Raw genomic sequence first — 17768 nt, forward strand, 5'->3', positions numbered from 1 at the left:
TACTGCTGCTTTAACTGTCTTCACCAAGGAAGCTTTGCCTCAAGCTTGGGCAATGACGCAACATAATCTCGCAACTGCCTACAGGGAGAGAATTAAAAGAGACAAGGCAGAGAATATCGAAAATGCCATCGCTGCTTCTACTGCTGCTTTAACTGTCAGAACCAGAGAAGCTTTGCCTCAAGATTGGGCAGCAACGCAACATAGTCTCGCAACTGCCTACAGGGAGAGAATTAAAAGAGACAAGGCAGAGAATATCGAAAATGCCATCACTGCTTTTACTGCTGCTTTAACTGTCAGAACCAGAGAAGCTTTGCCTCAAGATTGGGCAGCAACGCAACATAGTCTCGCAACTGCCTACAGGGAGAGAATTAAAAGAGACAAGGCAGAGAATATCGAAAATGCCATCACTGCTTTTACTGCTGCTTTAACTGTCTTCACCAAGGAAGCTTTGCCTCAAGCTTGGGCAGCAACGCAAAATGATCTCGCACTTGCCTACATGGAGAGAATCAAAGGAGACAAGGCAGAGAATATCGAAAATGCCATCGCTGCTTCTACTGCTGCTTTAACTGTCTACACCAGGGAAGCTTTGCCTCAAGCTTGGGCAATGATGCAAAATAATCTCGCAACTGCCTACATAGAGAGAATCAAAGGAGACAAGGCAGAGAATATCGAAAATGCCATCGCTGCTTTTACTGCTGCTTTAACTGTCTTCACCAAGGAAGCTTTGCCTCTAGATTGGGCAGCAACGCAAAATAATCTCGCACTTGCCTACAGGGAGAGAATCAAAGGAGACAAGGCAGAGAATATCGAAAATGCGATCGCTGCTTTTGCTACTGCTTTAACTGTCAGAACCAGGGAAGCTTTGCCTCTAGATTGGGCAGCAACGCAACATAATCTCGCAACTGCCTACAGCGATAGAATCAAAGGAGATAAGGCAGAGAATATCGAAAATGCCATCGCTGCTTTTACTGCTACTTTAACTGTCAGAACCAGGGAAGCTTTGCCTCTAGATTGGGCAGCAACGCAAAATAATCTCGCACTTGCCTACAGGGAGAAAATTAAAGGAGATAGGGCAGATAACATCGAAAATGCGATCGCTGCTTTTACTGCTGCTTTAACTGTCTTCACCAGGGAAGCTTTGCCTCAAGAACATACACAATCTTTGTGGGGACTGGGAATTGCTTACCAAAACAGTAACCAGTTTACCTCAGCTTACGATCAGTTTAAATCTGCCATTGACACAGTAGAATCTTTACGGTCAGAAATCGTTTCTGGGGAGGAAAGCAAACGCAAGCAAGCGGAATCCTTTAACAAAGTTTATAGCAGCATAGTGGAAGTTTGCCTGGAATTAGCTAATATCACCGAAGCAATTGAATATGTTGAACGTAGTAAAACCCGCAGTTTAGTTGAACAAATCCTCGAACGCGACTCTCAAACCATCTTCCCTCCAGAAGTATTCACTCAACTAGAAACATACAGGGATGAAATAGCCGTAGGACAATATCAAATCCAAAATGGCAAAGCTGAAAATCTCCAAGTCCTATCACAACATCTGCAACAGTTGCGACAACAGCGAAATGAATTGCAAAACCGCTACTTACCCGTTGGTTATGGTTTCAAATTTGACTCATTCCAACCCACTTTGGATGACTGTACAGCCATTATTGAGTGGTATATTCTCAATGACAAAATTCTGGCATTTATTGTCACAAAAAGAGGAGAGGTAACAGTTTGGCAATCCCAACCAGAAGATAGAAAAGCTTTGGTAAATTGGGTAAATCAATATTTGCAGAATTACTACGTGCAAAAAGACCAATGGCTGAATAACTTAGGGGAAGAACTTAAACAATTAGCCTCCATTCTGCACATTGATGAAATATTAAACCAGATACCAAAGCACTGCGATAAACTCATCCTAATTCCCCATCTGTTTTTGCATTTATTCCCTCTTCATGCAATTCCAATAAATCAAAATTCTGAAAATTTGTCTTGTCTTCTGGATTTATTTGCTGGTGGTATGAGTTATGCACCCAGTTGTCAACTATTGCAACAGGTACAACAGCGCAAACGTCCTGATTTTCAATCCTTGTTTGCAATTCAAAATCCCACAGGTGATTTAAACTATACAGATTTAGAAGTACAAGTTATTCAAACTTACTTTAATGTTTCCAACGTCCTGAAAAAATCGGCAGCGACTCTCACAGCAATTAATGATTCTGACTTAAATACTTACCACTGCACTCACTTTAGCTGTCACGGGTATTTTAACTTGACAAACGCCAGTAAATCAGCACTAATTTTGGCGAATGCACCGATCGCAGACACACCAACAAAACCTAACTCCGAACGTTACCTGAATTTACGAGTAGGGGAAACCCATGATTTAGAAAAATGCCTTACCTTAGATAAAATCTTCGCTCTCAATTTAGAAAAATGTCGCCTCGTCACCCTTTCCGCTTGCGAAACTGGATTAATTGATTTTGACAATGCCAGCGATGAATATATTGGCTTACCTAGCGGTTTTCTATTAGCTGGTAGTCCCAGTGTCGTTAGTTCCCTATGGAAAGTAGATGATCTTTCCACCAGCTTTTTGATGATTAAATTCTACGAAAACTTATTCAAACTTGATCGATTGGAAGCAGGAGATATTGCTATAGCCCTTAAGCAAGCTCAAAACTGGCTGCGAAATCTGACTATTGAGGGATTAGACATATTTGTGGAGGAATACAAAACCCAGATTGAAAAAGTCCTTGCTCAACTAAGAGTAGGACAACGCATCATATTTCAAGAATCTTTGAAACTAATCAAGCAACGTCAACCTCTACCTTTTGCAAATCCCTACTACTGGGCTGGATTTACAGCTTCTGGACTTTAAGCACCAGATTCGGGGACTTTACAAAACTTTTTCGCACCCAGTTTAAACACGCAAATACTGAGTGCAGTTGCTATACCAGGAGGAATGGAAATACCAATAGCGATCGCTTCTATCGCTGGAGCAAGCAATCCAGATTCCAAGGCTTCTCTAACTTCTTCCTGACAGACAAATTGGCGGGATTTTTCCAACCAATCATTTAATCCTCTATCTGCTTCCTGTGCAGTTTCCCGCATAACCAGCAGTGGAACGGCATCGTCTAAATAACCTTCACACTCTTCGATAGTGTCCAAAGCTACTAAAGCTTGGGGATTATCTGCCAATTCGCTACGAAACTGACTAATTTCCTCTGGTGTAACGGTAATCATCTAGTTTTAACCAGTAAATAAATACACAAAAATCTTGAGTAATTATATATCTAACGCCGAATCCAGAGATGTGGTGCTGACACGATATCAATAGTAGAAGTAATTTTGGAGTGCGATGTCTACGACGGGCTACGGCTACGCCCATTTTCGACAACCAGAAAAATTCACCTAGATACTTGGTTAATTCAAACATTTTTCTGGTGCAGTCACTAGCCTTTCTGTTGCTTTGCCATTTCCGCAAACAGAGTCCTACATCTATGACAACACCCATCCTTCCACAGCGCAGGCATTTTAAAAGGTGCTTGACAATTTGGACACTTCGCTAAAATTTTGAGTTGATGGCGATCGCACTTCCATACCGACTTAACTCCTTTAAGCATAAATTTTTATTTATACTAAACTTCTACAACTTTAATTCCAGACTAAAATTCCCGAACAATATCTTGCCCAATTCCTTAAAATCTGACCCAAACAACTGGAATACACTAATCTTCGCCTTCTCACACACAGGAATAATCAACTTTACCAAATGATAAGGTTGACTTTGATTTGTTCTTGAGGCTATCCTCAACGATTCCATGATTCCTCCTAAATATCCCAATAACTTCACATCCTTTCCAATTGCTTGTTCAAACACTAACAAAATCAATTGTAATTTTCGGGTTAACTCGATTGGGATGGGTTTATAACCTAATTGGGGAGTAAGTGCAATTAATTCGCTAATTCCTTGAATATTAACTCGATATTTCTCTATTTCTTCTTCGCCTTTAATTTCCTGTCCTAACCACCTGTAACAACGAGAACAAAATCCCGCAGGTGAAAACCTAGCCATCACAGGTAAACGGGCACCACAATGAGGACATTCTTCTATTAATCGCTGCTTGTGAATCAAACAAAGTTCTACATCCTTAAATGACCATGATAATGGTTCATAGATAGTTTTGTTCTCCTGCATCCACTCTTCCCAACAACAAGGACACCAAGCGCGATAGTTCCGAAATAATCCCTTGTCATAAATCATTCCTTTCCAGCTTAAAAGGGTCAAAAAGCGTAAATCCTGACGCATTGTTAACTCTTCTAAGACAGTGATTAACTTTTCTGTCATTCCTCGCATTCCGTTAATAGCTGGTTTAGCGTCGCTATTTCCCAATAGGTGACTCAGATTTTTTGACAATAGCTCAGATTTATCCTCATCTTTGAGAATAAGTGGCGCAATTTCTCCCATAACGAGCTTCTGAGAGGTTAAACAGTGCGCCTGTGCCAAACGATGGAGATAGCTACTAAGACTTTCTGTGTAGGGAGTTCCCACCGCCACAGGTTCAAGAGAGAATAACCGACTCCGTTGCGGGATTTCTAGAGGTTTTAGGCTCCAATGTTCTGAGTAAATAGTCATCCCTCTGGGATTAACCTAAACGCTGGTACTTTAGTTTTAACAGCTAAATTTTAGGAATTAGTTTCCGATTCACTCTTAACCTCGATGCCGTAATTAATAAAGAGGTTGGAGACAGATATCTCCAAAGCTGCGGCTAACTTAACAATATTTTTTAACGAAGGGTTACGCTCTCCGGTTTCGATTCCTGAGATGTAGTTGCGATGAAGTCCTGACTTTTCAGCCAGTTCTTCTTGGGATAAATCTAGCTCTCGTCTTCGCCGTCTAATGGCTTTGCCAAAGCGGTACTCAATACTGGAGTGTTTGTGCGTCACAAAACAATACTGAACTAGTATCGCCGTTAAATCCATCTACTATAAGTGGACTTTTGCACAATATAAGTGTTATAAAGTTAAGTAGTATAGCATCAGGCAAGCAAGTTCCTAACTTTATGGTCTTATTTTGATAGATTCATAAAATAAAGCGCAAAGCGCTTACTAAGGAGTATATGAAAGAGCAATTTGAACAATGGGTTGCTCGCCTTCAAATATCCGAGGCAGGGCAAAAAATTATTGAGAAAGTTCGCTCATCTGAGCCATCCCGTCGCGTTGGTGGCGGTACTAAGAATGTTTCGGGACGCTACCCTAGTCGCAAGATGGGAGTCACGATTCAATTTGAGTCTCATCGGGTTGAACTGCCAATTATCTATCAGTTAGAACACGATGAAGATGTTCTAGAATTCTACGATCAACCACCGCAAATTAAACTTGACTATCAAGCAAGTAACGGACGTAGATTAGGCGTTTTACACACTCCAGATTTATTTGTCATCCGAACCAATTCGGCTGGTTGGGAAGAGTGTAAAACTGAGCATGATTTGAAAAAACTAGCAGAGAAAAACCCCAATCGTTACTTTTACTCTGAAGAAGATAATCAATGGCATTGCCTGCCAGGAGAATTCTATGCTAACCAGTTTGGGCTTTATTACCGCATTCGCTCAGATCGGGAAATCAATTGGGTTCTGCAACGTAATCTGCAATTTTTAGAAGATTATTATCGCTCAGAATCTCTAGTAGTGGAAGAAGCGATCGCTCAATCATTACTTGCAGTTGTGTCATCTCAACCAGGAATCACTTTAGCAGAATTACTCAATCAGTCAACAGGAGCTAAATCTGACGATATCTACACCTTAATTATTCAAGAGCAAATCTATATTGATTTAAATGCTACACCACTAGCTGAACCAGAAAGATGTCTAATCTTCCGTGACGAACAAACTGCTAGTGCTTATAGATTAATGGTTGAGCAACCAAGTGTAAGCCTTCCGGCTATCTCTCCTGTAGTCAATATTGTTACCGGAACGCTTGTTAGTTGGGACGGCAAAGGTTTAAATATCATCCATGTTGGAGAAACAGAGGTTATACTTGGCGCAGAAAATAATCAGTTAATTGAACTTAAAAAAGCTATATTTGAGAATCTGGTTCGCCAAGGAAAAATTACAAGCCTCCAAACACCAGAAAAAACAGCTATTAGCACAGAATCTTGGCAGCGATTTTATCAAGCTAGTCCTGAAGACCAAGCAGAAGCTCTTGAACGCTACAAAACTATCGAACCTTACTTAAACGGACATTCCCCAGAAAACGAAACAATACCAGCCCGTACCATTCGTCACTGGAAAGCTAAATATCTAACTGCAATTCAAAAATACGGTTGCGGCTACATTGGGCTTTTGTCCCATCGCAGTGTCAAAGGTAATCGTCAGCGCAAGCTGCCCGAAGACACCTTAGCAATTATGGAGAAGTTTATTTTAGAAGACTATGAAACTCTTAAACAAAAAAGAATGTTGGAGGTTTACCTGGCTCTAGTTCGAGCTTGCGAACAATCTAGTGTAATTGCTCCGAGCTATAAAGCATTTACCAAAGAAGTAAAACGCCGCACTGGTTACGAACAGACTAAAAAACGCCAAGGTCATCGTGCCGCTTATCAGCATGAATCCTTCTATTGGGAGCTTGCTATAACTACCCCAAGACACGGCGATCGCCCTTTTGAAATTGGGCATATAGATCATACTGAGTTAGATGTAGAGCTAGTTTGCTCTGATACAGGTCGCAATCTTGGCAGACCTTGGGCAACATTTCTCGTAGATGCTTATTCACGGCGATTGCTGGCAGTTTACCTAACGTTTGACTCACCCTCATATCGTTCTTGCTTAATGGTGCTAAGAATTTGTGTCAAGCGTCACGGCAAGCTTCCCCAAATTGTAGTGGTAGATAACGGTGCAGAGTTTCACAGCGTTTATTTTGAAACACTACTAGCTACTTTTGAATGTACAAAAAAGCAAAGACCCCCAGCCAAAGCTCGTTTTGGTTCGGTTTGCGAACGCTTATTTGGAACTTCCAATACTCAATTTGTCCATAACTTACTCGGTAATACACAAATAACTCGTAACGTCCGCCAAGTTACTAAGTCAGTTAACCCTAAAAATCAAGCTGTATGGACACTTGGTTTACTTTATGAATATCTTTGTGCTTGGGCTTACCAAGTTTATGATATAGACGAACATCCGGCACTTTTCCAGAGTCCGAGGGATGCGTTTGCTGCGGGTATGGCCATTGGTGGCAGTCGGGTTCACCGCATGATTCCTTACGATGAAAACTTTCAGATTCTTACTCTACCTACAACCTCAGAGGGAAAAGCAAAAGTTCAAGTTGGACGCGGCGTAAAAATTAACTACATATACTACTGGTCTAATAGTTTCCGCGATCCTCAAATTGAAAATACCTCTGTGCAGATAAGATACGACCCATTTAATATTGGCATCGCTTACGCCTTTGTTCGAGGACAGTGGGTAGAGTGTAACTCTCAATATTATGCAGAACTCCAAGGTCGTTCAGAAAAAGAACTGAAGTTAGCTAGTACCGAGTTACGCAAACGCTTTTCAAAGCATACACAACAATCTAAAATTTCGGCTAAGAATTTAGCAGAATTTTTAGCATCGGTAGAAGCTCAAGAAGCTCTATTAGAACAGCGTTCCTATGATGCAGAAGTTAAGGAAGTCTTTAGAGTAATTGAGGGTGGAAAAGCGACAACAAGCCGTAACGAACAACCAAAACTTATTCAAGTTACTTTTGCCAATACCGATTCTCAAGCGGATGAAGATGAAGCGATCGTCCCAGAAACACTTGTAGTGTATGAGGAGTTTTAACTATGACAAAATCTACTGGATTTCCTCTTGAACTCCTCACACGGCCTGCTACAGAAAGGCTTGCTTACTTTGAAAATTACACCGTAGCGCATCCTCGACTTAAAGAAGTCTATGAAATTCTCATGCGAACGATTGCCGAACCCGCAGGAGCTTCATTTATCTTTGTTTACGGTGCCAGTGGTGTTGGTAAAACAACTTTGCGACTCCGCGTTGAGCAGAAATTAACAGAACTAGCATTACCTAAACTGGAAAGCGATCGCAGTCGTGTTCCTGTTGTTGGTGTTGAAGCTGTAGCCCCAGAATCGAGAAACTTCAACTGGAAAGATTACTATACACGCGCCTTAATCGCCTTAGAGGAACCCTTAATCGATCACAAGTTTGATTACGGTGTGCGTGGTATCTCTCGTGATAATTTTGGCAAAATTAATGTTGAATCAAAAGTAGTTGCACCTGCTTTACGCAGAGCTTTAGAAAATGCTCTCATCCATCGTCATCCAGACGTATTTTTTGTAGATGAAGCACAACATTTTGGCAAGATGGCAAGCGGATACAAGCTACAAGATCAATTAGACTGCCTCAAATCTGTAGCAAATATGACAGGTATCTTGCATTGTCTATTAGGAACTTACGAATTACTGACATTCCGTAATTTGAGCGGTCAACTATCACGTCGTAGTGTCGATATTCATTTCCGTCGTTATTGTGCTGACAATCCAGAGGATGTACAAGCTTTTAAAAGTGTATTGTTGACTTTTCAACAGCAGATACCACTTGTAGAAGTTCCAGATTTAGTGACTCATTGGGAATATTTTTATGAACGTACATTAGGATGTGTTGGCATACTGAAAAATTGGCTAACACGCGTTCTTAAAGATGCTCTAGATCGACAAGCAACAACAGTCACTCTCAAAGACTTACAAAAACGTGCTTGGTCGGTTGCTCAGTGTCAGAGAATGTTCAAGGAAATTCAAGAGGGCGAACGACAATTATCTGAAACGGAAACAGATATACAAAACTTACGCTCTGCATTAGGACTTGGTGCAAAACCAATTGTGCTACCTGAAGAAACTCCAAAAACTACTCGTCCGCCAGGAAAAGTTGGCAAACGCAAACCTAAAAGAGATCCCATCGGAGTGCAGCAAGATGTTAGCTAGTGTATTAGAAACATACGAATCTTGGAATTTAAAAAAGCCATTAATTCCACAACGTAGTCGCCTCTATCAACCTCAACCTGTAGGTCTTGGGACTCCTTACATAGAGAGTTTAACAGGTTATATCGCACGGATAGCAGAGTTGCATGGAGTTCTTCCAGGAGTCTTGATAACTAGAGAAATTGCTCCGCTTGTCAATAAAATATATTTCCAAAATGGAGCTAATCGAGGTTTTCGTGAAATATTCAACCGTAGTCAAGCGTTAAATGGCATGGGAGAGATGGCAGCAGATTTAGTTCAAGTGTTACAAAAATTGACGCTTAGAGATGACTTGCGTTTTTTAACCATGCTGTTTTGGTCTAACATTTTGACTCCACGCAATTTATTTCGCACCAACAAAGCTTGGTGTCCAATTTGTTATCAAGAGCGGCATCAAAATGGGCAAGTAGTTTATGAGCAATTGCTTTGGACAATCAACCTAATTACAATTTGCCCTCAGCATCAAAAACCCTTGGTTGATCTTTGCCCACACTGCAATCAGAAATCACCTTTATTAAACTGGCAATCAAGACCTGGTTACTGCTCAAAGTGTGCAGAGTGGTTAGGCATAAATCAATACCTTAAGACATTTACAGATGGTGAAGGATCAATAAAATTACAGTTGGAGTGGCAGTATTGGACTGCCAATGTTGTAGAAGAGCTAATTTTAGCTGCTCAATGCTTTGAATCTGCCCCATCAAAAGAAAATATTACAAAATCATTAAATATAGTTATTGATAAAGTTGCGGAAAATAATGCAGCTGCATTTTCTCGTCTTATTGGAGTACCAAAAAATAGTTTGTGGATGTGGCAGTCTACTAAAACCTTGCCTGAGCTAAATACACTTCTGAAAATTTGTTACGAATTAGAGATATCGTTGGTAGAATTTCTTACTCCAAAAAATCTAATTACTAAATCTTTTACAAAAATCTCGCAGAAGCACCTCCAACTTTCTTGCACACCAAGGGTATCTCCAAAATCTTTCGACCAATATCAAGTAAAAGATGCTTTATTAGCAATACTTGCAGGTAATGAAGAACCACCACCAACAATGGAAGAAGTTGCAAGGCGTTTAGGTCATCATAACAGAACTATTTCTAGACACTATCCAGATTTGTGTAGTGCTATTTCTGCTAAATGTCGTAATTACAATAAAGCTTGCCGTCTCAAAATCATAGAAAAATTTTGCAGCGAGGTTAAGGAGATTGTCCTTAGCCTTAATGCTCAGGGTGTGTATCCCACAGAAGGTCGCGTTTGTGAATTAATGACAAATCCGGGGTGTTTTAGATATAAAAAAGTCCGCGCTGCTTTTAATGATGCACGATGTGAGTTTAGTTTGTAAGCTGTTATAGTTTTACCTATAACGGCTTACAAAACTGGAACCATAACCTTGCCACCCTTTATTGGAAGCATAAGCTTGCCGTTGCGGCAAAGTTATGGGTAAAGTCACAAAAAAGCCGCCAAAGTGGCGGCTTTCCAACTATGGGCAGTACCAGACTCGAACTGATGACATCCTGCTTGTAAGGCAGGCGCTCTACCAACTGAGCTAACCGCCCGTTTGACTAATCCTTAACTAATATAGCAAAAGATTTCGCATCGCGCTAGTAGTTTCAAGAAAATCTTTTTTTCTCTTATACTGACTCAGTATTCAGTTACTCAGCACTGGCTCAACGCCCTGCTATCACTAACAGGATTTAGGATGCCCTCTGGTCGGACGCACGATCGCATTACTATGTATGCTCTGCCATTGGTGGCGGGCGTTACTTTTTGGCAAACTCGCAGTAGCAGTGCGACTTTGTTGGTTGCAGGCGGGTTTCTCTTTGGTGGGCTGATGTTTGGCCCCGATTTGGATATTTACTCTGTGCAATTCCAACGCTGGGGTTTCTTACGCTGGATTTGGCTACCTTATCAAAAAAGTCTCCGCCATCGTTCTTTTTTATCCCACGGGCCGATTATTGGTACGATTTTGCGGGTGATTTATCTGGGGTGTTTGCTTGCTATTTTGGCAATTTTTGTTTTGGCGATCGCTCAAAGGTTATGGAATCTGAGTTTTAGTTGGCAAGATTTGGGACAAACTGTGGGGCGATCGCTCGTACAATACGATACTGAATATGTTGCCCTATTTTTGGGGTTGGAACTCGGTGCAATGAGTCATTCTCTCAGCGATTGGGGGGGTTCGGCTTATAAGCGCGTGCGAAAACAGGGGGTTCGGGGGTTGCTTCCTAGTGGCAAAATTAAGAGGCGGAAAGTGAGGGGTGGTAGTCGTCGGGCGAGAGTGAAGAAATAATTTTTTTAAACGCAAAGGAACGCTAAGGGAAGCGCAGAGGTACGCAGAGGTATGGAAAAGCAAGATGAGAGTTTGGCGGCGTTGCAGGAGTTGATTGAGGTGGTGGCGAAGTTGCGTGAGCCTGATGGTGGTTGTCCTTGGGATTTGGCTCAAACTGCCGAGACGCTGACTCCTTATGTGATTGAGGAGGCTTATGAGGTGGTGGATGCGATTAAGAGTGGGGATAAGGGTGCGATCGCAGAGGAGTTAGGCGATTTATTATTACAGGTGGTATTACAAGCCCAAATCGCTAGTGAATCGGGGCAATTTTCTCTTAAGGAGATCGCTCAGGGAATTTCCCAAAAGTTGATTCGCCGTCATCCTCATGTGTTTGGTGATGTGTCGGTGGCCAGTGTGGATGAGGTGCGACAAAATTGGGAACAAATCAAAGCTGCGGAAAAGGGCGAAGCATCTCCAGACGCCCAAAAATTTAGTGCGAAACTCGCTCGTTATGGACGTACTCTTCCCCCACTGACGGCGGCGATAAAGATTTCTCAAAAGGCTGCGGCGATCGGGTTTGAATGGGAAAATATTCAGGGTGTTTGGGATAAGTTTTATGAGGAGTTGGGAGAGTTCCAGCAAGCTTTAGCTGAGGAAACACCAGAACGACAAGAAGCAGAATTAGGCGATTTACTATTTGCCGTGATTCAGCTAGCGCGTTGGCATAATCTTGACCCCAGCACCGCTTTGCAAGGCACAAATCAGCGCTTTGTCCAGCGATTAGAAAAAATGGAGGCGGTTGTTGACCGTCCCCTTTCTGATTACAGTTTGAATGAGTTAGAAACTCTCTGGCAACAAGCAAAAGCCCAACTTGCGAAAGAAGGGAGTGGGGAATAGGGAATGGGACATTGGGCATAAATTATTCTCCTTGTCCTCTCATCTCCCCCAGTTTTTTTCTTCTCTACGAGACGCTGCGCGAACAATTTTGAATTTGGAATTTTGAATTGATTTCTCCCACTCCCTTCTTCAAGATTTTTCAGCATCAAACCACTTATCATATAGCGATTGATAAGTGCCATTTTCTTTGAGACTCAGCAGAGCCTGATTAATTGGTTTACGGTAGAGACTGTTGTTGGGCAGAATAATGCCGTAGCTTTCTTCACGCAAGATACTGCCAACAATTTGTACCTTTCCTTTGCCTTCATTGGCAGCATAGAAGAGGAGTACAGGGGCATCAAACACTACGGCATCAGCTTTTTTTGTTTGCAGAGCATTGTAAGCTTGCTCAATCTTAGTAACTTCTAAAATTGAAATCTTATGTTCTCGCAGGTATGTGGCGGCTGTGCTACCCGCAGTTGTAGCCACTACCTTACCTGGTAAATCGTCTATGCTCCTGATATCGCCCTGAAGCTGTTGCACTGTCAATGAGGTAGTCGCACTGGCTGTAAAGTAGGCGGCAAAAAGTACTCCGATGAACATCCAGACGATACCTACTAAGCGTCCCATTACTCCCTTGGGCATTTCGTCAGCTTGGGTTGCTAATGTCGCAGCTGACCACCAACAGGCTTTGAAAATGCCAGGAAAGTATGATTTGGGAATCATCCCATCTTTGTGATGACGCTCAGATAACCAAATAATATGGGCTGCTACGACAATTAGCACCAGGGCAACGCCTATTACCTGCAAGAGGCTAGCAGAGAAAAACAATTGCAAAATATTTGGGAAGGCGCCGTTGTTGCTTTCTGGGTTTCTGACCATAATTTGCAGCCCCCCAGAAAAAATAGGTAATGAGAAATCAAAATTCTGCTCGCGTTCGGCTGTAATTGAGATGGCTGAAATTCCCAAGTTGGCTTTGCTTTCCTTAATAGCAGAAAGCAATTCCGGCACACTGGAATATTCAATAAATTTAGACTCTACACCTATTTTGTTAGCGATGCTGCGCCAGAGGTCGATACTGAATCCCGATAGCTGATCTTTGTTTGATAGTACAAAGGGCGGTATAACTCGTGTAGCTACTAATAACGGTTGTTGGAGTTGTGGAGATTGTTGAGGTTCCGGTTTTTGGGCCACTCCTGGGGATGCCATTAACAACAATGCCAGAATTCCACCTACTAATCCTATGCAGGTATACAGTGCTAAGGAACGCTTGGTTTTGTTTTTATGGTCATATCTGCCAATTGGGCTGTTTTTCCCAGCCATAAGCTGGCGAAATCTACTGGCGATCGCATTTATCATCAGAATTCTCTTAGGGTTGTGTGCATAATCTATTTATCATGCCCACCCCATATCAAATATCACATTCATCATCCTTCTAAAATCGATTTTTTTGATCGGATTTAGGGGGATGAATAGATTTTCTTCGACAAATAATCGCGAACCAGCACAGTAGCACTGCCCTTGGTTAAAGAATAAGGCATCGTGGCAACCTGCGAAGCTTTGGAAGCATTTGCTAGAGATGAAGAACATAGGCTCGCTCTGCAAGCTCGATTCCAAGTTCATGTATCCAAGCCAATTGAGCCAGAAGATTTAGTGACAGTGGTAGCGAACGTTACCAAAGGTAGCACACAAGTTTAATGCACAATTAAGCTTTTGGTAACAAATGCGAACCCCAACGCAGCAAATGCGATCGCCTGCCTACTGCCTCCTGCCCCCTTCCATAAAAAACGGAGGCAGTTACTAACTACCTCCTGAGAAATTAAAGCTTGGATGGACTGAGAAATGCTTCGACAGCAGCCTAGAAACTTTGCTAGCTGCGGCTCAAAAACATAGTCAAGACCACTCCCAGGATAATCGATCCACCGCCAAGAATGAATGACCAGAAGCGATGGTAACTGTTGACAATAGTGCCATTTTCACTTTGGAGTTGAATTAAATCCATCCAAGGCGCAACACCTCGACGGAACCAACCCACAGCCCCAACTTGTTCGCCAATCAAGCTTTGGACTCGCTTCATCCCAAACAAAAAATTGCCAATAGGACCAAAGCGTGAGGCGTAATGCAGATAAAGCATTCCGCTACGATCTTGAATTTTTAAATCGGAACCAAATTTATAACCAGCGTCGCCACGACCAATAAGTTGACCTTCCAGTTTTGCAGGTTGTCCGCGTAACGGACTGGCATAAGGGTCTGACATCAGGGTGAGAATATCGGTTTCTGGTGCTTGCTTGTAGTCGGGGAACATCACCAAGGCTTTGATGAGAATTCCAATCCCTAAGCCAATAAGTGGCGCACCCATTACCAAACCTGTGTTTTGCGAACTTGACAACAAAATTACACCTATTACCAAGCCAGCGAAGAAACCAATTGTTTCAGCGCCGTACAGTACAACATCTAAAAAGAAGTTGCCGTAAAGCCTACTCTTATTCAGAGTTTTGCCTTCTCCAATAACTCGCCCCATATCAAACTCAGTCGGTAAACCCAATTGTTCGGCATAGTTACTCAATGCGCGAACTCGTTTGCCTGTCAAGGGATGAGTGGAATTTAACTCCATCCACCAACCCCAAGGGTTAAACATATCCCACAGAAAGACGCGACCAACTTTTTGGGTATCGGATGCAATGCGGTAGGCGGTTCCTGTGGAAGCGGCGGCTTTATGGTCATAGATACCCAAGGCACGAGTCCCTTCAATTAAACGGCTGGGTTCTTGTGCGCGCGAACCTTCTTCTAAAATTCCGTAGGCAATCTTTACCAAAGCGCGGGATAATCCATTGGGATTACCCGTACTTTCCGCTGCAAAGTGGTCAGCAAAATATTCTCGTGTGCGGGAGAGGTACAGCACTAGATAAGTACCGATGACATAAAACACGTAAGCAACTAAGGCAGCAGTTTGCATCGCATCTTTAATTTTGCTATCGCCACCACCACGCCCAAATCTTCTAGCTGTGCTGTAAATCAAGTAACAAATTTGCACTAAGGTAGAAGCTACTGTCATGACTGCAAAGTCCCAGTGGACGATGTGCCCCAGTTCGTGAGCATAAACGGTAGCAATTTCATCGTCATCGAGGTATGTGAAAAGTCCCTGACTGACGACTAGACGGGCGCTGTTCGGCAATGAGCCATAAGTAAAAGCCGTGGGGTTTTGGTCGTTAATAATTCCCAAACGCGGCGTTTTTAGCTTTTTCTGCTCACAGACTTGGCGAATAACTTTAGCTGTCTCTGGACTAAGGGTTTCAACTTCTGCCAACTCTACCCAGCGAGTTTGGTAAAGCCAGCCTTGAGTTAAGTCCATGATGAATGGAGATATGAAAAAGGCGGCGATATTAAAAACTAGGGTAATACCAATAGCGATCGCTAATCCTTGGAGTGGATTATCGTTACCCAAAATAAATACTAAGCTCAAACCTAAAGCCAACACCATGCCAAACAGCAAGGTCATGGTGACACCAGAAGCTAATGCCAAACTACCGCCCACACCCCCCATCGCTAATTTCATCCCAGTGGTAGCGGCGCGACCAGCTTTTTGGCTAGCTTTAGGTGGCGTTTGGCGGAAAGATTGACTAGCTTGTTCTGCCCAACTTCTAGCTTGTGGGTTTTCACTCATGATTAGCTTTTGACACAGGGCTTTGGCTTTTTCGGTTTCGCCTGTGGCTTGATAGGCTTTCATCAGCCACATCTGTGCTGAAAGATAATCTGAGGAATTCTGTTCAGCGCAATCGCGGCAGAATTGTTCGAGTAATTCGACCGCTTCTTGATAACGTTTTTGGTTTAAAGCATCTAATGCAGATTGCAATGACATAGGATCTCCCTACTAAAGGAGTGGTATTTGATCTATCAATACTCAATAGATCCAGCGATCGTCACTGCAATTTCGTAAAAATTTAAATAATGACAGTATAAAATATTTACTTAAGTAAAAGACTAGAGAAACATACATTAGTATGTCTCTCTAGCCTGGGGAACGCATAAATCATGTTTAAGATTTTGAAATAACAACTGTAATAATACTTATAATGTTTTGGCTGCGGTAAACTTACTGCCTCTTTGTCCGTGTTTGATATTTAGAGAATAAATGTTTTCAACCCAGTCTTACTTCACCCAATCAGAGTAATTATTGATTACCCTAATGGTTCACCCGATTGGAGGAAGACGAATGATGAACATAACCTGAGATTGATAAGATGAGGAAAAGGTAAAGATTTGTACTATGACTATTTTTGATATAGCTTCTCCCCTAATTGCGATCGCAGGACAAACCCGCAAAGCTGCAAGTAAGTTGGCGATTCTCTCTACTGAGGCAAAAAATCAAGCACTTGTTGCGATCGCGCAAGCTTTAGAATCAGCTAGAGATGAAATTTTACAAGCAAATGTTGCTGATTGTAAAGCTGCTAACGCTGAAGGAATTCCCCAACCACTGTATAAGCGCTTGCAGTTAGATGAACATAAATTAAGAGATGCGATCGTTGGGGTACAAGATGTTGGGAAATTAGACGATCCAATTGGTAAAGTTCAAATCCACCGGGAACTAGACACTGGTTTGATTCTAAAGCGCATCACTTGTCCTTTAGGCGTTTTGGGAATTATTTTTGAAGCACGTCCAGAGGCGGCGATTCAAATTGTTTCTTTAGCAATCAAATCGGGAAATGGGGTAATTCTCAAATGCGGAAAGGAAGCGGTGCGTTCTTGCGAAGCGATAGTTAAGGCAATTAAACAAGGATTATCTGAAACTGCTGTTAACCCTGACGCGGTACAGTTGTTGACAACAAGAGAAGAAACTCTAGAACTTTTGAAATTAGATAAATATGTAGATTTAATTATTCCTAGAGGTTCTAATTCTTTTGTCAGATTTGTACAGGAAAATACGCGTATTCCGGTACTAGGTCACGCCGACGGAATTTGTCATCTTTATATAGATAAAGCCGCCGATCTTTCTAAAGCAGTTCCGATTACCGTCGATGCCAAAGCACAATATCCTGCTGTTTGTAATGCAATTGAAACTTTGCTAGTTCACCAATCAATTGCGACAGAGTTTTTACCCAAAGTTGCTGAAGCTTTGCAAGAACGTCATGTGGAATTAAGAGGCGATCAACGCACCTTGAAAATTTTACCTAACATTGTAGCTGCAACAGAAATAGACTGGGAAACAGAATATAGCGATTTTATTTTGTCGATAAAGATTGTTGACTCTATAGAAGATGCGATCGCACATATTAACGAATATGGTTCTCGTCATACTGATGCCATTATCTCTGAAGATCCAACATCTGTTGAAACTTTCTTTGGACTGGTAAATTCAGCTAATATATTCCACAATTGTTCTACCCGATTTGCTGATGGCTTTCGCTATGGTTTCGGTGCAGAAGTAGGGATTAGTACGCAACAAATGCCTCCCCGTGGCCCCGTTGGGTTAGAAGGATTAGTGACATACAAATATCAAATGACTGGCGATGGACATATTGTAGCTACTTACACCGGGGCGAATGCTAAAGCTTTTACTCATCAAGATTTAGTGTAAAGTATTCTCACATATAGGACTCATGTCTGATTTCTGAACAAAATTTA

General features: G+C 42.0%; 14 protein-coding genes and 1 tRNA gene. 8 read left to right on the top strand and 7 right to left on the bottom strand.

Annotated elements, in window-relative coordinates:
* The coding region (locus tag V7K44_RS23295; RefSeq protein ID WP_334934822.1) for a CHAT domain-containing protein at positions 1-2875 on the top strand (2875 nt) is incomplete at its 5' end.
* Here the strand turns inward: V7K44_RS23295 and V7K44_RS23300 are convergent.
* The 4 genes from V7K44_RS23300 to V7K44_RS23315 form a co-directional block, all read right to left on the bottom strand.
* Positions 2872-3240, bottom strand: a complete 369-nt coding sequence (locus tag V7K44_RS23300; RefSeq protein WP_094348677.1) for a hypothetical protein — start codon at positions 3238-3240, stop codon at positions 2872-2874. The two genes, V7K44_RS23295 and V7K44_RS23300, sit on opposite strands and share 4 nt — an antisense overlap.
* Positions 3212-3511: a hypothetical protein gene (locus tag V7K44_RS23305; protein ID WP_334934825.1), complete on the bottom strand. Its 300-nt coding sequence runs from the start codon at positions 3509-3511 to the stop codon at positions 3212-3214. Before V7K44_RS23305 ends, V7K44_RS23300 begins: the two co-directional genes overlap by 29 nt.
* A 132-nt stretch (positions 3512-3643) precedes the next feature.
* On the bottom strand, positions 3644-4633 hold the full coding sequence (locus tag V7K44_RS23310) for a TniQ family protein (protein WP_334934826.1): 990 nt from the start codon (positions 4631-4633) through the stop codon (positions 3644-3646).
* 50 nt (positions 4634-4683) lie between these two features.
* Entirely contained in the window at positions 4684-4944 is a 261-nt protein-coding gene (locus V7K44_RS23315; protein WP_334934828.1) for a helix-turn-helix domain-containing protein, read from the bottom strand.
* A gap of 173 nt (positions 4945-5117) precedes the next feature.
* On the opposite strand from V7K44_RS23315, the gene V7K44_RS23320 reads away from it, so the two are divergent.
* From V7K44_RS23320 to V7K44_RS23330, 3 genes are read left to right on the top strand one after another with little or no spacing between them, the layout of a single operon-like run.
* Positions 5118-7814 (top strand): TnsA endonuclease C-terminal domain-containing protein, encoded by a 2697-nt coding sequence (locus V7K44_RS23320; protein ID WP_334934830.1) that lies wholly within the window; start codon positions 5118-5120, stop codon positions 7812-7814.
* A 2-nt stretch (positions 7815-7816) separates the two neighbouring features.
* The gene (locus V7K44_RS23325) at positions 7817-8968 is read left to right on the top strand and encodes an ATP-binding protein (RefSeq protein ID WP_334934832.1); all 1152 of its coding nucleotides are present in this window, start codon (positions 7817-7819) and stop codon (positions 8966-8968) included.
* On the top strand, positions 8958-10346 hold the full coding sequence (locus tag V7K44_RS23330) for a TniQ family protein (RefSeq protein WP_334934834.1): 1389 nt from the start codon (positions 8958-8960) through the stop codon (positions 10344-10346). Before V7K44_RS23325 ends, V7K44_RS23330 begins: the two co-directional genes overlap by 11 nt.
* 141 nt (positions 10347-10487) lie before the next feature.
* Here the strand turns inward: V7K44_RS23330 and V7K44_RS23335 are convergent.
* Positions 10488-10560 (bottom strand) — tRNA-Val (locus tag V7K44_RS23335).
* Positions 10561-10703: 143 nt separating this feature from the next.
* Between V7K44_RS23335 and V7K44_RS23340 the strand changes: the two genes are divergently transcribed.
* Both V7K44_RS23340 and mazG read left to right on the top strand, forming a co-directional pair.
* Positions 10704-11291, top strand: coding sequence for a metal-binding protein (locus V7K44_RS23340; RefSeq protein ID WP_334934836.1), 588 nt, complete (start codon positions 10704-10706; stop codon positions 11289-11291).
* A gap of 51 nt (positions 11292-11342) precedes the next feature.
* On the top strand, positions 11343-12167 hold the full coding sequence (gene mazG / locus V7K44_RS23345) for a nucleoside triphosphate pyrophosphohydrolase (protein WP_334934838.1): 825 nt from the start codon (positions 11343-11345) through the stop codon (positions 12165-12167).
* 129 nt (positions 12168-12296) lie between these two features.
* Here the strand turns inward: mazG and V7K44_RS23350 are convergent, their stop codons facing one another.
* A complete protein-coding gene (locus V7K44_RS23350; protein WP_334934840.1) occupies positions 12297-13505 on the bottom strand; it encodes a transporter substrate-binding domain-containing protein in 1209 nt (402 codons plus the stop codon).
* A 183-nt stretch (positions 13506-13688) separates the two neighbouring features.
* Between V7K44_RS23350 and V7K44_RS23355 the strand changes: the two genes are divergently transcribed.
* Entirely contained in the window at positions 13689-13844 is a 156-nt protein-coding gene (locus V7K44_RS23355) for a hypothetical protein (RefSeq protein ID WP_334934842.1), read from the top strand.
* A 172-nt stretch (positions 13845-14016) separates the two neighbouring features.
* Here V7K44_RS23355 and V7K44_RS23360 read toward each other — a convergent pair whose 3' ends face one another.
* Positions 14017-16005 carry a zinc metalloprotease HtpX gene (locus V7K44_RS23360; RefSeq protein WP_334934844.1) on the bottom strand — a complete coding sequence of 663 codons (1989 nt, stop codon included), beginning with the start codon at positions 16003-16005 and terminating at the stop codon, positions 14017-14019.
* A 408-nt stretch (positions 16006-16413) separates the two neighbouring features.
* On the opposite strand from V7K44_RS23360, the gene V7K44_RS23365 reads away from it, so the two are divergent.
* Positions 16414-17721, top strand: a complete 1308-nt coding sequence (locus V7K44_RS23365) for a glutamate-5-semialdehyde dehydrogenase (RefSeq protein WP_334934846.1) — start codon at positions 16414-16416, stop codon at positions 17719-17721.
* Positions 17722-17768 lie beyond the last annotated feature (47 nt).

Source organism: Nostoc sp., assembly GCF_036917235.1.
GTDB lineage: Bacteria > Cyanobacteriota > Cyanobacteriia > Cyanobacteriales > Nostocaceae > Nostoc.

Excerpts from the sequence above, each read along its gene's own strand:
- V7K44_RS23300 (WP_094348677.1), bottom strand. The coding sequence starts at position 3,240 with ATGATTACCGTTACACCAGAGGAAATTAGTCAGTTTCGTAGCGAATTG.
- V7K44_RS23305 (WP_334934825.1), bottom strand. The coding sequence starts at position 3,511 with ATGGGTGTTGTCATAGATGTAGGACTCTGTTTGCGGAAATGGCAAAGC.
- V7K44_RS23310 (WP_334934826.1), bottom strand. The coding sequence starts at position 4,633 with ATGACTATTTACTCAGAACATTGGAGCCTAAAACCTCTAGAAATCCCG.
- V7K44_RS23320 (WP_334934830.1), top strand. The coding sequence starts at position 5,118 with ATGAAAGAGCAATTTGAACAATGGGTTGCTCGCCTTCAAATATCCGAG.
- V7K44_RS23325 (WP_334934832.1), top strand. The coding sequence starts at position 7,817 with ATGACAAAATCTACTGGATTTCCTCTTGAACTCCTCACACGGCCTGCT.
- V7K44_RS23330 (WP_334934834.1), top strand. The coding sequence starts at position 8,958 with ATGTTAGCTAGTGTATTAGAAACATACGAATCTTGGAATTTAAAAAAG.
- V7K44_RS23340 (WP_334934836.1), top strand. The coding sequence starts at position 10,704 with ATGCCCTCTGGTCGGACGCACGATCGCATTACTATGTATGCTCTGCCA.
- mazG (WP_334934838.1), top strand. The coding sequence starts at position 11,343 with ATGGAAAAGCAAGATGAGAGTTTGGCGGCGTTGCAGGAGTTGATTGAG.
- V7K44_RS23350 (WP_334934840.1), bottom strand. The coding sequence starts at position 13,505 with ATGATAAATGCGATCGCCAGTAGATTTCGCCAGCTTATGGCTGGGAAA.
- V7K44_RS23360 (WP_334934844.1), bottom strand. The coding sequence starts at position 16,005 with ATGTCATTGCAATCTGCATTAGATGCTTTAAACCAAAAACGTTATCAA.
- V7K44_RS23365 (WP_334934846.1), top strand. The coding sequence starts at position 16,414 with ATGACTATTTTTGATATAGCTTCTCCCCTAATTGCGATCGCAGGACAA.